We start from the raw sequence: 14,407 nt of genomic DNA, 5'->3' as shown, positions 1-14,407 counted from the left end.
GAAAGGGGTTACAGCATGATACGTTTCGCATACGTTTTATTCTTTATGGTTTCATATCTACTTTATAGCATTCCGAATTTAATCAGAATGAAACAGCTCAGCAATGATCGGCCTGTTTCTGAACTTGATACCATCAGGCATGCCATGGCGAAGCGCTGGGCAAAAGGAATTATAATCAGAACAGGGACAACAGTTAACATCCATGGAGCGTGTAATATCCCAAAAGGGCCTGTCCTGTTTGTTTCCAATCATGAGGGTGACTTTGATATACCTGTGTTACTAGGCTATATCGAAAAACCATTTGGGTTCATGTCTAAAATTGAAGTCAAGAAACTTCCTGTCATAAGTCATTGGATGGATATCTTAAACTGTGTTTTTATAGACCGAAAAAATAAAAGGCAATCCATTCAGTCTTTAAAAGAGTGCATTACCAAGTTGGAAAATGGCCATTCACTTGTGGTTTTTCCGGAAGGCACCAGAAATAAAGGACAGGGTATCAATCCGTTTAAAACAGGAGCTTTCAGGATAGCTTTGGAAGCAGGAGTCCCAGTTGTGCCAATCTATATTCGTGGGACAGCAGACATTTTTGAAAATAATAAGAAGGGGTTAAAGCCTGCTTCAGTAGAAATCACCATATTGCCGCCTGTTATGCAGGGGGATTACAAGAACATGACCCCTAAGGAAATGGCGGATTTTGTACAAGGAATGATTATGAATTGCAGCACGAAAGAAGCTTCTTAGTTTGAACAAAAAACTCTCATTCTTTTGGATTATTTTCTTTCTGTATGCTCCTTGTGGTTTACTCAAAGTACAACGGGGAATATAGACATTGTAACGAACAATCATAAAGGAGATGAGAGAGAATGGAACACAATACAAATGATAGCAAAATGGGTAACAAAGTAGAAGATCGTCTATCTAATATGTCTGAGGATAAAAAAGAAGACATTCTGTCCAGCTTCGATAGGTTCACAGATTACCTGGGTGATAAGGTAGAGAAAGCCGATAAGCTTGGATTAAATGAAGAGCAGAAAGCTAGAGCAGCTCAAAAAGTCGGAGATTACCTTGCAAACCACGAAGAACCAAAAAACCGTGAAGAAAAACTGTTATATGAACTATGGAAAGCTGGTAATAAAGAAGAGCAGCACATGCTTGCACACATGCTGGTAAAACTAGTATCCTAATGCAGACTGGATAGAAAAAGACCCTGAAGGAAAGCGCTGGCTGTCCTCCAGGGTCTTTCTTTTCCTAAGAAAGACCTAAACGTAAAACAATACGCAAAAATACATAAACGAGCTACCGGCTAACACAAATACATGCCAAATGGCGTGATTGAAAGGCAGCTTGTTCCATACATAAAAAACAGCTCCAATGGAATAGAATATTCCGCCCATCAACAGTAGTGAAAAGCCTTCAGGACTCAGTATTTCATATAATGGCTTAATGGCTATAATAATCAGCCATCCCATAACCAAGTATACAAGGGTTGATATAATCTGATACTTATCGACAAAATAACATTTGAATACAATGCCGGCAATGGCTAATCCCCAAATGATCCCGAATATCGTCCAGCCGAGGGGTGTACGAAAACTGACTAGCATGAATGGTGTATAGGTTCCAGCTATCAGCAGATAAATCGCCGAGTGATCAAGAATGGCAAATAATCTTTTTAATTTGGATGGTCTGCAGCTATGAAGCATTGTTGAAAATAAGTAAAGGAGCAGCATGGAAACACCAAATATTGTGTAACTTACAATATGCCAGGCAGTCCCTTTTTCAACTGCAGCCAAAATCAGCATGACGAGAGCGGGAATACTTAAGAGAAATCCGATTCCATGAGTAATGGCGTTCGCTATTTCTTCTTTCCAATTTGTATAATCAAAGGCCAACCGAAGGTACCTCCTTTTTCTTTCCTTTTCTCATCATAATATGCCGGTTGATTTATCGCAAATTATAGATTTATTAATCTATGTATAATCCATTATTGAGGTCAGAAGGATGGACGTAAAATAGGTTCGTTCCCTCACGTCATGTGGTTTATCCATTGAAGGGATTTTTTATATTCAGCAGGAGAGGTGAAATTTTCAGGGGGCATGTTTGTCCTGTACCACCAGGAAAGTTCTTCAGCCGAGTTGAATACCTCCCCGCTTGTGTCGCTCTTACGGATAGTATACACTCCATTATCATGGTCGATTGTAACAACGACGGGTATTTCACTGTCTATGGCTTGCAGTTCATAATCCATCTATCATAACCTCCCTTTGATTAGGTAAGCTCATAAAAGTCTTATATAATATATGTTATAAAATAAATTCCATACAAAGGACCCAACACGGAAAATTGAGAGGAAGGCGATCGGAATGTGCGGAAGGTATACTTTAACAACACCCTATGAAGAGTTGATGGAGCAGTTCCTTATCGATGAAGTAGTGGATGAATGGGGGCCGCGTTTTAACGTTGCCCCGTCTCAAATGGTGTTCTCGGTCATTGCAAATAAAGGCAAGAGAAGAGCGGGACCCATTCAATGGGGATTGGTGCCTTTTTGGGTGAAGGATCCGCGGAAATGGAAACCCCTTATTAATGCAAGAAGCGAATCCCTGGAAGAAAAGGCGAGCTTCAAGCACCTCCTAAATAAAAGGAGAACGGCCATTCTGGCAGACAGCTTCTTCGAGTGGGAGAGAAAGGATGGAAAGAAACAGCCATACCGTTTTATGTTGAAGGATAAAGAACCGTTTGCATTCGCCGGGCTGTGGGACAAACAGGATAGCGGAGGGTCCGTCGTGGTTTCATCTACAATCATTACAACCGATGCGAATGAGCTTGTCTCTCCAGTCCACGACAGGATGCCAGTCATCCTTAAAGGGGAGGAAAACATCAACAAGTGGCTTTCAACCAGCGAGTTTGAATTTAATGATGTCAGGGACTTATTGAAACCCTTTCCTGCGGACTTAATGACAAAATACAGAGTATCACAGGAGGTCAATTCTCCCCGCAATGATTTTGAAGCCTGTGTAGAATCCTTAGAGAATTTGTCATAAGAAAAATGGAGAAATGAAAGAACATTTAAACAATTCTTTCAGAAAATAAGGTATAATATAATTACAAACGGGTGAAAAAGAGGATTGATATTTTGTTACTAAAAAGCCTTGAGTTCAAAAATTGTTATGGACAGAAGGTCACGATTTCAGACATTCCGGTTTTGACCCAGGATAACCCGCTCTACTTCAAGATCAATTTGCGGCTTCAGATGTATATCTCGGAAATATACCGTGCACCAAGGAAAAAAGTCTTCAGTTTCCGCGATTATTTAAAGAGGCATCTGAAGTGGCCGGAATATCAAAGTATCTATCATACCGTAGAATTGAAAAATAATGCTTAGATTATCTTTGAATCGGAAGCGCAGTTCACTACTGATGCTTCTTTTTTATTGCTTCGGAAAACCTCTCTATGGCTAAGATTTTAAAAGGTTATCCCCGTCTAGCATCAGCGAACAAGGTTACATAACCACTGGAAAGTCCCAAAGCCCTTGGAGCAAAATTATAGAAAGTTCGCTTTTTTTCTTGGCAAACAAATCTTTGGAAGCAATGAGTTGTAAATATTGCAGGTTTAAATAATGGAAGAAGTGTGAAAATAGTGATTGAAGATTTTTTTGCGAGAATGTTCATCACTTGATATACGTGGTATTTTCTATGCCCGTTCCTTCGTTTTCATTCAAGTGTGAATGATAATAGAACGGAAATCCTGCACGAACTGCCGGAAGATTGACATTTATTGAACATCCCAAAAAAGAAATAACCTGAAAATCAATGTGTATGGTCGAATAAATAAGTTAAAAGAAAATGCATTTTGGAGTGGAAATCAACACACACTTCAAACAAAACCTGCCTCAAAAACAACTTTGATTACTACAATTGCTAAAATTAACAACTCTATATCTGAAAACATTTTAAAACGGTTGCATAACAAGGTATAATACAAGCATATGTGAAACAAGGATGTGTGAAAATGACAGAAGTTAAAATTGTAACAGACTCGACGATTGACCTTTCAGATGAGGAAATTAAAAAATACGGTATCCACGTTGTGCCACTATCTATTTCTTTTGAAGGGGAAACTTTCCTTGACCGGGTGGACATTACTCCCCAAGAGTTTATGAAAAAAATGAAGGAGTCCAAGGAGCTTCCTAAAAGTTCACAGCCTCCTGCAGGGGAGTTTGCCAAATTATATGATGAATTGGGGAGCGATGGAAGCACGGTCATTTCAATACATATGACAGGAGGCATGAGCGGTACGGTCCGCTCGGCTGAAAGTGCTGCAGAAATGAGTTCTTCAGACGTGAGAGTGGTCGACTCCCGCTTTATTTCAAAAGCCCTTTCCTTCCAGGTGATCGAAGCCGCTGAGATGGCGGCTGCAGGAAAAAGCCCTGAAGAAATTTTGGAGAGAGTTGAGGAAATAAAAAATGCAACAAACCTCTTTGTGGTTGTAGACACATTGGAAAATCTTGTGAAGGGCGGCAGGATCGGAAAGGGAAGAGCCTTAATCGGTTCCCTCTTGAATATTAAGCCGATTGCTTCATTAGAAGGTGGAGAATATACACCTGTCACCAAAGTGAGGAGTCATTCACAAGTGGTTAAATATCTGGCTGCGGAATTTGTAGAGCACGTGAAAGGGAAAAACATTCAAGGTGTGGGGCTCGTCCATGCTGATGGATTTGAGCTTGCTCAGAAATTAAAGAGCAGGATCATAGAATTAACAGGCTATGATAAGATCGATATAGTGGATACGACGCCAGTCATCAGTACTCATACAGGACCTGGAACAATTGGGTTTATGTACTATGCTGAATAGATGAAAAAGGAAGGTTCCATAATGGAATCTTCCTATTTTTATTAGGCTCTCTTCTATAGTTTGCTGCTGATTTCAAGCAAGAACGGAAGGCTCTTACTCTATTCAGAGAGGAAAGCCCTGGTACATAAGAAAAAATACCGGCCATTGATTTTCCTTAAAAGCAAAACATTCTTGAATTAAGAAGGCATTGGAGTCGGCGTCGGCTTTGCGTAACCTTCTTTATATTTCTCATCAATATAATTTCTGATATCTTTTATTGATTCCCCTTGTTCATACATCATAATCGATTCTGCAGCAATTTCCAAACAGGCCAAGCACTTTGTCCCATGGTCATCCCACGTGACCTTACCGTCTCTTATTTCATGCACAAAACAGTTTAAGTTGCTCATATGCCCTGCTGACTCGCCACAGCCGCAATAGCAGGGGATGTATTCCAGCAAATCCGGATACTGTGCAGTAGAGGCGTATACAAGTTGTATATTTTCGTCCTTATCATCCAGGAAGGAAGGGAGGAGGTCAGGGCCGGCTGTTTCTTCCCTGATATCGCCATTAGAGCGTTGTTCATGTTGATGTCCATGTTCGTCTGTTGAATGAGCGGCGTTATTTTCTTCATTAGAACTGCAGCCTGCTATGAATAACATCAGTACTGCCAGACTAACAATATATAAAGCTATCCCTTTTCGCATACGTATCACTTCCTCTATTTAATGCTTGTATCATAACAGGTTTAGAGTTTTCTCGGTATAAAAGTGTCAAATCGTTAATAATTTGTCAAGGTTGACTGAAAAAAGAGTCAGGACTATTTTAGGTCAGGGGTGCTGCTGTGTGGCAAAGAAAAAGGTGCTGCTTTTTTCTGATTTTGGAGTGGATGATGTAATCGCTGTTCTTTATGCTTTTTACACTGAAGAAATTGAGATAGTCGGAATTGTCGCTGATTATGGTAATGTTTCTAAACAAACAGCACTAAAGAATGTGAAGTTTCTCCAAAACTTAACGGGAACGACGAGGCCGGTTATAGGTGGAGCGGTTTCCCCTCTTACAGGAGAACTCCCGCAGTATTTTCCTGAGATTCACGGAATTGCAGGGTTAGGACCAATTATTCCAGATAACCATGCAATAGACGGTACTTTAATGGAGAACTTTTTTGAAGTAAGGGAAATGATCACTAAATATCAGCATGATATCACGATTTACAGTGCCGGGAGGATGACTTCATTGGCTACGGCATTCATCCTCTATCCGGAAACAATGAAGCTGGTAAAGGATATCTATATAATGGGAGGAGCCTTTGGGGTGCCTGGGAATATCACTCCTGTAGCCGAGGCTAATATTTATGGAGATCCATATGCAGCTAATATCGTTTTAAAATTGTCTCCGAAACCAGCTTACCTAATCCCCCTGGATGTAACCAAGTATGCCATCTTCACACCGGAAATGATCAATGATCTTGATTTGTATTTCAAGCAAACGGGTGATAAAGTCGGGGCGATCATCAAACCCTTGGTGGATTACTATCAACAGTTTTATAAGAAAACGTATCCTGCCATACCCGGAAGTCCCTTACATGATCTGCTTGCCATGTGGGCGTTGAAGCCAGATGCAGGGATAGAATATGTTCAAGTTCCGGTTAATATTGAAGTGAATACAGGGAACACGTTCGGGCAAAGCTCCGGCGACTTCAGGGAAACCACTGAGAAAGAGAATTGGAATTTACACAATGTAGCCGTGAATTTTAATTATCGTAAATTTATAGAAGACGTTTACAATGCGTTTAAAAATCCTCCTAATCGTTAAAAATTATACCGGGACCTCTCCTGTTGAAAAAAAACCCGAAAGTGGAAAAATCGGACTTCAAGAAACTCTCATGATATAATGTTATTAAAAAATGAGAGGAGATAAATATTATGAAATATATACTCTTCTCTCTCTTTTTAATCCTATTGCTCATTTCCGGTTGTTCCAGTTCAGGTATGGTCACACATCAAAAAGTCACCCATACTTTGGTGGAAAAAGAACAGCCGCCTGCTGATTTTATTCCTAAGACAATAAAAATTGTTTCCATCGGGGATTCATTGACACAAGGAGTCGGTGACAGTACAAAGAGCGGCGGTTATGTTCCTTATCTTCAGGAAAGTCTTGAAGGCCTGGCTTCAGTCAAGGATGCACAGTTTTCTAACTTTGGTGTTAAAGGCAATCGGACTGATCAGTTAGTGAAGCGGCTAAAATCTGATGACATTAAAGGAGCCATTGCTGAATCGGATCTGGTATTCATCACGATCGGCGGCAACGATGTCATGAAAGTGTTCAAGGAAAACATATATGATTTAAACCTTGCTGTCTTCAATAATGAAATGATTGAATACGGTGACCGCCTTCATGAAATCTTGGAGCTCATCCGATCTTATAATCCCGACACCGGAATCGTCTTAATCGGGATTTATAATCCGTTTAACACTTGGTTTTCCGAGATTAGAGAAGTTGATGAAATTATTGTAAATTGGAACAGGTTGAGTAAAGACATACTGACAGGGTATGAGAGAACTGCCTTCATTACAATCAATGATATATTTATGGATGGGAAGGAGAGCCTCCTTTTTGAAGAAGACTACTTTCATCCAAACGATCATGGGTATGAGTTAATGGCAAATAGAATGTTTGAGGAATTAACAGAACGGGAAACGTTAGCAGAGCTGACTCAAAATGAATTCATTGTCAGGGAAGAGGGGCTGTAATATGAGAAATAAATGGAAGGCAGGCTTTTTTACTCTTCTGGGGCTTAACATTTTGGTGATCCTGTTTGCTGCCGTTTTGTTGATGATTCCGATAGAAGATGATGACCTGTCTCAAAGTAACCTGGTAGAGAGAGAGAATGTCGCATTTCAAATAAGAGCGGCAAAAAGCGATCTAAATCAAATGATAGCCCACTATATTCAGGAGGAAGGGTTAAAGGGTCCGGTGGATTATTCCGTGGTGTTGAATGACAATGTGGAACTCAACGGATCTGTACCAGTGTTCACCAGTGAAATTAATTTCAAGATGACCTTTGAAGCAAAGGCTCTTGAAAATGGCGACCTGCTCCTGAAACAAAATTCCATCTCAGTAGGGGCGTTAAAACTGCCGGTTTCGCATGTGTTGAAAATTATCAGAGATTCATACAATTTTCCAGAATGGGTCAAAATCCAGCCAAATGATGAATTGATTTATGTATCACTGCAAAACCTTGAAATGAAGAGTGATTTACAAGTCAGGGCAGAAAAGTTCGACTTGAAAAATGATGATATAGTCTTCAACATGCTGGTGCCGGTGGATTGATAAAGGTATCTTAACTGCAAAAAAGATGTTTAGAAGGCCTTATGATCAATTTATGAGACACCCTAACCGCAAAATCGAAGGCAAAATGGTCTAATGAAGCGCCCTAATCGCAAGACCGAGGGCAAAATGGTCTTATAAAGCGTTCATGAGGCACCCTAATCACAAAACCGAAGGCAAAATGGTCTTATGAAGCGTTCATGAGGCACCCTAATCGCAAAATCGAAGGCAAAATGGTCTTATAAAGCGTTCATGAGGCACCCTAACCGCAAAATCGAAGGCAAAATGGTGTTATGAAGCGTCCATGAGGCACCCTAATCACAAAAACGAGGGCAATATGGCCTTATGAAGCGTTTATGAGACACCCTAACCGTAAAAATGAGGGCAAAATGGTGTTATGAAGCGTCCAAGAGACACCCTAATCGCAAAACCGAGGGCAAAATGGTCTTATAAAGCGTTCATGAGGCACCCTAATCACAAAAACGAGGGCAATATGGCCTTATGAAGCGTTTATGAGACACCCTAACCGTAAAAACGAAGGCAAAATGGTCTTATAAAATGTTCATGAAGCACCCTAATAACAAAAGTGAAAACAAATAGGTCTTTTAAAGGTTTTATAAGGCATAATCATCTCAAATAAAAACTGTCCTGTGATTGTCTGCTCAGACACATCACAGGACAGTTTTTTGTTCACGATAATCAGCCTTTGACCAGAAGGACTTCGAGTTCCGGGGTTCCATCCAGCAAGCCGACAGCAAAGATGGTATATGCCTGATTTGGTTTTAAGGTGACATTCGGGACAGCCAAAACCACATCCTTTGTGCCGGCAGCTCTTGCTTCAAGGTTCACGGTCATTGGTGTTAGGCCGAGGTAATCTGTAGCCTGCTTAAAAGCAACTTTAGGGAAAATTACATCGCCTTTTTTTACAGCAATGTCTACCGCAGGAGCATCCGGTGACAGATGGATGAACCTTACCTTGGTCTCACCTGATGGTACGAATGGATCAGTTACAAAAGGGAGCAATTGCAGCTTGCTGCCTTTCCCTGCGGCCGCTAGGGTATAGATCTTACCTGCCTCAACGGTGACTCTTTTGCTGATGACCGTGCTTACACTCGTACCAGCAGGATAGACATCGATATGGTACCTGCCGGCCGGCAATGACATGAATCCGCTAATGTCCTTGAAAGCTATATTGCTCAACACTTTTTTGCTATTTACATAAATATCTACATTCGGTGCGTCCGGTACCGCATGAAGGACTCTGACCTGGGCCGGCGCACCTGGCTGCTGGTTCCTCATACTATGGATGCCTTTATGCATGTACTTTAAATGTTTATGGTAGTAATGTATATGAAGTCTCGGGTCGGAATATTTATAATACATGGATAACAAATCATACATAGCAGCTTTTTGAAGGTAGGCTTCTTTGTGCGTCATACATCTCTCTCCTATATTTCAATTTACTTCAATACACTATGCTGAAGGGAGTGGGTTGGTGAAAATACCTATTTTTAAGGGTTTTTTAAAAACTTTGCTGCTATTTACTATGAAGTTCAAGAGATATAGCCAAAATTCACAGAACTTACCCTGGTAAGCAAGGAAGAAAAGAGCAGTTAGACAAGCCCTTGTACACCATGGGGAAATCCGGACATTTGGATTCTTCCGTAGACAACAATCTATACGAATACAGCCATTTTTGAAGAATGCATATTACCAAGGATGTATTTTTAATGTCCAGCGTTGAAGAGTGATATAAAAATGGCAATTAAAAACATACCATTTATGACCAGTCCTCCTCCCGTGTGAGTCCTCCATGCACATGCCAGGGAAACGTGATAAGTACTCAGCCAGGGCTGAATGGATACAAATTTAAATTCACTATTGCCAATATTGGTAAAATGAGCCATAATAATAGTAACAAATAAGAAAGCAGGTGATGTGTTATGAGTAAATCTACTTTGTATATTGTAGCTGAAATGAATGACACGGCCTGTTTTCTATGTGCGGATATATCTTTTTAACCAGTTTGTGTTCTAGGAACAAAACTGTTTTCTTTGGTATGCATGTGGAGCCATGGCCGTGTCGGACGCCATGGTTTTTTTGCGTACATTAATCCGGTTGCCGGATATTATTAGGAGGAAACAGTTTGAATCAATTACAAATAATTTTCCAAGAAAAAATTAATCAATTGAAAGATACGACTCTTACTGTTGGAAGAGTAATGTCCCAGCAAAAAGGAGTATACACACTCATATCGCTTAAAGGCGAATTCCAAGCAAAATTGACGGGAAGGTTTTATTATCATGCACAAACGACTGAAGAGTTGCCGGCGGTGGGAGATTGGGTGGCATTTAAGTCTTTCGATCATGAACAGGCCATGATTGAAAAGGTGCTGCCGCGAAGCAGTAAATTTTCCAGGAAGAAAGCTGGTGATGAAGCAGAAGAGCAAATAATCGCTGCCAATATAGATTATTTATTCATTGTTTCATCCTTGAACGGCGACCTCAACCTGAACAGGCTCGAAAGATATCTGCTCCTATGCTGGGAGAGCGGTGCCAGTCCTGTCATTATCCTGAGCAAAATGGACTTATGTGAAAACCTTCAAGAAAGAATATCAGAAGTGGAGGCCATTGCAATGGGTGTTCCGGTTTTGCCAGTGTCTTCGCTTGAACATAGTGGGCTGGATCAGCTCCATTCTTATTTATCAAATGGGAAGACCGTTGCATTGGTAGGCTCATCCGGTGTAGGCAAATCCACGTTGCTAAACAGTTTAATAGGAGAAAGCCTCCAGGCTGTACAGGAAATTAGAGAGAAAGACAGCAAGGGTCAACATACGACTACTTACAGAGAAATGTTCCTGCTCGATAATGGAGCGTTCATCATCGATACCCCGGGAATGAGAGAACTGCAAATGTGGGAAGGCGATGAAGGGATTTCCATGCAATTCAAGGATATAGAAGAATATGCAGAACATTGCCGGTTTCGAGATTGCCAGCATGAAGAGGAACCGCATTGCGGGATAAAAAATGCAATCCATCAAGGATTTCTATCAGAAGAAAGATACAGGAGCTATCAGAAGCTGTTAAAGGAAATTGAATACTCTAAAAGAAGAGCGGACAAACGGCTGCAATCGCTGGAAAGAAAAAAATGGAAGAAAATCGGGAAGAATCGGGTCAACCGCAGCTAATCTAATTCTTTTACCTCTCCTCAAAATAACGTTAGAATTATGCAATATAGGGAATATTGTTATCGAGAACCAAGAAAGGATGAGAGTGATGAAGGGAACTCCTGTGACCCGGAAAGCGACCTTTGCTGGGGGCTGCTTTTGGTGCATGGTCCAGCCGTTCGAGGAAATGCCGGGCATAATGAAGGTGGTTTCAGGCTACACCGGCGGCCACAAGGATAATCCGACTTATCGTGAAGTTTGTACTGAAACGACCGGTCACTATGAGGCTGTGCAGATTACCTACGATCCGGAACAGTTTCCATACGAGAAATTGCTTGAACTATACTGGCAGCAAATAGATCCCACCGATCCTGGCGGACAGTTTTTTGACAGGGGGGAGTCTTATACCACCGCTATTTTTTATCATGATGAAGAACAGCGGACCGCCGCTGAAAAATCGAAACATGACCTGGAGAAGAGCGGAAAGTTTTCGAAATCGATCGTGACCAAGATCCTGCCGGCAAAAGAGTTTTATGAAGCCGAAGACTATCATCAGCAGTACTATAAAAAGAACCCTTCTCACTACCAAAGGTATAGTATTGGTTCAGGAAGAAAAGGATTCATCCAAAAGCATTGGGGGGAGCAGCAGTGAAGAAAAAAGAAGACCTGAAAAAAGAACTGACGCCGATCCAATATGAAGTAACACAAAATAATGGTACCGAACCACCCTTTAAAAATGAATATTGGGATGAATTCGGCGATGGAATTTATGTTGACGTCGTTTCAGGAAAGCCTTTATTCAGCAGCAAAGATAAGTACGATGCAGGCTGCGGCTGGCCGAGCTTTACAAAACCAATCACTGAGCAGGAGATCGAAGAGAAGATGGATTACAGCCATTTCATGGTGAGAAAGGAAGTCAGAAGCAAGTCCGGCGATTCTCACTTGGGGCATGTCTTCGATGATGGACCCGGTCCGACAAAGCTCAGATACTGTATTAATTCAGCGGCATTAAAATTCATTCCTAAGGAAAACCTTGAAAAAGAAGGATATGGAGAATATAATAAACTTTTTGATTAAGAATGTGAGAGCAGGACATTTTTTCATGCTTACACACGATCATTGACTAAATTTAGTAGGAAGAAAGGCTGATTAGAATGTTAAAAAAACTATTTGGTAAAAAAGAAGAAGCACCGAGTTCAATTAACGTCCATTCACCGCTAACAGGAAAAATGTTGAACCTTGAAGAGGTACCGGATCCGGTTTTCTCACAAAAAATGATGGGAGATGGAATTGCCATTGACCCGGCTGAAGGTAAAGTTGTTTCTCCTGTAGATGGGGAAATCATCCAAGTCTTCCCAACTAAGCACGCTGTTGGAATCAAAGCCAAAAACGGTGCGGAAATCTTAATTCATATTGGATTGGAAACGGTGTCGATGAACGGGGAAGGTTTTGAAGCCCACGTCTCGGAAGGGAAGAAAGTAAAGGTAGGAGACCCTCTTGTGACATTTGATATGGACCTTGTAAAAGAAAAGGCAAAAAGTACCATCACCCCTGTCATCCTGACAAATGGAGATGACTTTGGAGAAATTGAAAAAGAAGAAGCAGGAGCAGTAACCGCTGGACAAAATCATGTGATGACCATTGCTGTGAAATAAAGAAAAGAGCTGAATGATCAGCTCTTTTTTTTATTTAAGATGACCCGTTCATGGATAAGGGAGCGAGTTTAAAAACGCGCTGGGAAATCAGGGGTGACTGTCAATGCTGAACTTTTTCTTGCCTTTTCGAAGAAGTCATCCCACCGGATAAAATGAATTTCATCGCATCCTCTGGGCTCACATTTATGATTTCAATTTCATCTTTCGGAACCAAAAAGGTAAAGCCGGCAACCTGGAATGTTTGTGGTATATAGACGGCGACATACCTGTCAAGCGGGCTGTGGAATTGTTCCAGCTGTTCGGAAGTAATGAATCCCAGTGATTTCATTCCCGTTCCTGGTAAAGTAACCAATGCGACCTTTGAGAAGGATTTCTTCTCGCCGATGAACGAGTGGACTGTATCCTTGATGATACTGTAAAGGGTCTTGACCAAGGGAATCTTAGTTAAAATATAATCAAGAAGCCTTATGACTGAACCAGTAATAAATTTAGTGGACAGCCAGCCAAGCAGCGTAATCAGCACAACCGTCAGTAATAAACCGATCCCGGGAATATAATGCTCGTTAAAATAAGGCTTCAGCAAATTGCCCAGCAGTCCATCTAGGAAAATGAAAAGCTTGTAAACGACATAAATCACGAGTCCAATCGGCAGAATGGTCAACACACCATTAAGAAAATTTTTAAAAAAGTACTTCATTTCTCGTTCTCCTCATTTGCAGTAATAATTATACGTTAACTGGTTCTTGGAAAAAAAGATTTTTGACTCAAGAGCTATGTGGTTAGTATAAAGCAAATTAGTTTTTTCGGGAAGAGTAGGAGCTAACGGTTTGAAGCAACTGCACATGTTGGTGAACTTGAAACTTCTGGAGTACATGAAAAATTTTATTACATATTACGTCCTTTAGGGCAATAGTAAAGGATCATAAACGGAAGTGGGAAAACTAAACACCCTTAACACCTTTCTAAAGGAGGATAAAAAGAAAGAGCCAAAATTAAAGACCTATAAAGCCTGGCTAAAGGCCGATAAAAAGGAAAAGCCAAAAATAATTAAGTTAGTCTAAAAAGTGGACACAAGAAAATGGTATTAAGTTAGAATATAACTATCATTTATAAGGACGTGTTCACATGGGAAAACATTACTCATCCGAATATAAAGAGTATGTATGTAAAATGGTCGTAGAGGAAGGGAGAAAAGCCTCAGAGGTAGCTTATGAGCTGGAGATCCCCTACACCACAATGACTAAATGGGTACGAAAATACAAAAAAGACATTCAAGCTCAGAACAGTAACCATGACTATGTTACGCCTTCTGAATATGAGAGGCTAAAAAAGCAACATGAAAAAGAGATGAAAGCCTTACAAGAGGAGAATGAAATCCTAAAAAAGGCCATGCACATCTTCACCAAAAAAACCGAGTAAAGTTCGA

Annotated in this window: 18 protein-coding genes; 13 read left to right on the top strand and 5 right to left on the bottom strand. The window is 40.7% G+C overall.

The annotated features are described in order from the left end of the window. Nucleotides 1–15: 15 nt before the first annotated feature. Both V1502_RS13125 and V1502_RS13120 read left to right on the top strand, forming a co-directional pair. Entirely contained in the window at nt 16–741 is a 726-nt protein-coding gene (locus tag V1502_RS13125; protein WP_409251096.1) for a lysophospholipid acyltransferase family protein, read from the top strand. A gap of 122 nt (nt 742–863) precedes the next feature. After that, the gene (locus V1502_RS13120; protein ID WP_409251095.1) at nt 864–1,184 is read left to right on the top strand and encodes a DUF3243 domain-containing protein; all 321 of its coding nucleotides are present in this window, start codon (nt 864–866) and stop codon (nt 1,182–1,184) included. Between the two features lie 75 nt (nt 1,185–1,259). Here the strand turns inward: V1502_RS13120 and trhA are convergent, their stop codons facing one another. After that, nucleotides 1,260–1,892: a PAQR family membrane homeostasis protein TrhA gene (gene trhA, locus V1502_RS13115; RefSeq protein ID WP_409251094.1), complete on the bottom strand. Its 633-nt coding sequence runs from the start codon at nt 1,890–1,892 to the stop codon at nt 1,260–1,262. A 134-nt stretch (nt 1,893–2,026) separates the two neighbouring features. Next, the gene (locus V1502_RS13110) at nt 2,027–2,248 is read right to left on the bottom strand and encodes a hypothetical protein (protein WP_409251093.1); all 222 of its coding nucleotides are present in this window, start codon (nt 2,246–2,248) and stop codon (nt 2,027–2,029) included. A 115-nt stretch (nt 2,249–2,363) separates the two neighbouring features. Here V1502_RS13110 and V1502_RS13105 point away from each other — a divergent pair, with 115 nt between their 5' ends. The 3 genes from V1502_RS13105 to V1502_RS13095 all read left to right on the top strand — a co-directional run bounded on the left by V1502_RS13105 (nt 2,364) and on the right by V1502_RS13095 (nt 4,851). Continuing rightward, complete coding sequence (locus tag V1502_RS13105) at nt 2,364–3,041, top strand: SOS response-associated peptidase (protein WP_409251092.1); 678 nt, start codon at nt 2,364–2,366, stop codon at nt 3,039–3,041. Nucleotides 3,042–3,133: 92 nt separating this feature from the next. Beyond that, complete coding sequence (locus V1502_RS13100) at nt 3,134–3,382, top strand: DUF2535 family protein (RefSeq protein WP_409251091.1); 249 nt, start codon at nt 3,134–3,136, stop codon at nt 3,380–3,382. Nucleotides 3,383–4,008: 626 nt separating this feature from the next. Then, nucleotides 4,009–4,851, top strand: coding sequence for a DegV family protein (locus tag V1502_RS13095; protein ID WP_409251090.1), 843 nt, complete (start codon nt 4,009–4,011; stop codon nt 4,849–4,851). A 176-nt stretch (nt 4,852–5,027) separates the two neighbouring features. On the opposite strand, the gene V1502_RS13090 is transcribed toward V1502_RS13095, so the two are convergent. Further along, nucleotides 5,028–5,537, bottom strand: a complete 510-nt coding sequence (locus tag V1502_RS13090; protein ID WP_409251089.1) for a PCYCGC motif-containing (lipo)protein — start codon at nt 5,535–5,537, stop codon at nt 5,028–5,030. A 139-nt stretch (nt 5,538–5,676) separates the two neighbouring features. Here V1502_RS13090 and V1502_RS13085 point away from each other — a divergent pair, with 139 nt between their 5' ends. The 3 genes from V1502_RS13085 (at nt 5,677) to V1502_RS13075 (ending at nt 8,163) form a co-directional block, all read left to right on the top strand. After that, on the top strand, nt 5,677–6,645 hold the full coding sequence (locus V1502_RS13085) for a nucleoside hydrolase (protein WP_409251088.1): 969 nt from the start codon (nt 5,677–5,679) through the stop codon (nt 6,643–6,645). A 110-nt stretch (nt 6,646–6,755) separates the two neighbouring features. Further along, nucleotides 6,756–7,583 carry an SGNH/GDSL hydrolase family protein gene (locus V1502_RS13080; protein WP_409251087.1) on the top strand — a complete coding sequence of 276 codons (828 nt, stop codon included), beginning with the start codon at nt 6,756–6,758 and terminating at the stop codon, nt 7,581–7,583. 1 nt (nt 7,584) lies between these two features. Next, nucleotides 7,585–8,163: a YpmS family protein gene (locus V1502_RS13075; RefSeq protein WP_409251086.1), complete on the top strand. Its 579-nt coding sequence runs from the start codon at nt 7,585–7,587 to the stop codon at nt 8,161–8,163. A 696-nt stretch (nt 8,164–8,859) separates the two neighbouring features. Here the strand turns inward: V1502_RS13075 and V1502_RS13070 are convergent. Continuing rightward, nucleotides 8,860–9,597 (bottom strand): DUF4397 domain-containing protein, encoded by a 738-nt coding sequence (locus V1502_RS13070; RefSeq protein ID WP_409251085.1) that lies wholly within the window; start codon nt 9,595–9,597, stop codon nt 8,860–8,862. Between the two features lie 709 nt (nt 9,598–10,306). On the opposite strand from V1502_RS13070, the gene rsgA reads away from it, so the two are divergent. The 4 genes from rsgA (at nt 10,307) to V1502_RS13050 (ending at nt 12,981) form a co-directional block, all read left to right on the top strand. Further along, on the top strand, nt 10,307–11,347 hold the full coding sequence (gene rsgA / locus V1502_RS13065) for a ribosome small subunit-dependent GTPase A (RefSeq protein WP_409251084.1): 1,041 nt from the start codon (nt 10,307–10,309) through the stop codon (nt 11,345–11,347). A gap of 88 nt (nt 11,348–11,435) precedes the next feature. Continuing rightward, nucleotides 11,436–11,978 carry a peptide-methionine (S)-S-oxide reductase MsrA gene (gene msrA, locus V1502_RS13060; RefSeq protein WP_409251083.1) on the top strand — a complete coding sequence of 181 codons (543 nt, stop codon included), beginning with the start codon at nt 11,436–11,438 and terminating at the stop codon, nt 11,976–11,978. Next, on the top strand, nt 11,975–12,403 hold the full coding sequence (msrB, locus tag V1502_RS13055; protein ID WP_409251082.1) for a peptide-methionine (R)-S-oxide reductase MsrB: 429 nt from the start codon (nt 11,975–11,977) through the stop codon (nt 12,401–12,403). Before msrA ends, msrB begins: the two co-directional genes overlap by 4 nt. 77 nt (nt 12,404–12,480) lie before the next feature. Beyond that, entirely contained in the window at nt 12,481–12,981 is a 501-nt protein-coding gene (locus V1502_RS13050) for a PTS glucose transporter subunit IIA (protein WP_409251081.1), read from the top strand. Nucleotides 12,982–13,081: 100 nt separating this feature from the next. Here V1502_RS13050 and V1502_RS13045 read toward each other — a convergent pair whose 3' ends face one another. After that, nucleotides 13,082–13,678, bottom strand: a complete 597-nt coding sequence (locus V1502_RS13045; protein ID WP_409251080.1) for a DUF502 domain-containing protein — start codon at nt 13,676–13,678, stop codon at nt 13,082–13,084. 428 nt (nt 13,679–14,106) lie between these two features. Between V1502_RS13045 and V1502_RS13040 the strand changes: the two genes are divergently transcribed. Then, nucleotides 14,107–14,400 carry a transposase gene (locus V1502_RS13040; protein ID WP_409251079.1) on the top strand — a complete coding sequence of 98 codons (294 nt, stop codon included), beginning with the start codon at nt 14,107–14,109 and terminating at the stop codon, nt 14,398–14,400. The last annotated feature ends 7 nt before the right edge of the window (nt 14,401–14,407 follow it).

Source organism: Rossellomorea sedimentorum, from assembly GCF_046237645.1.
GTDB lineage: Bacteria > Bacillota > Bacilli > Bacillales > Bacillaceae_B > Rossellomorea > Rossellomorea sedimentorum.
Note: the sequence above shows the minus strand (reverse complement) of the source record. Positions and strands in the feature narration are given on the sequence as shown.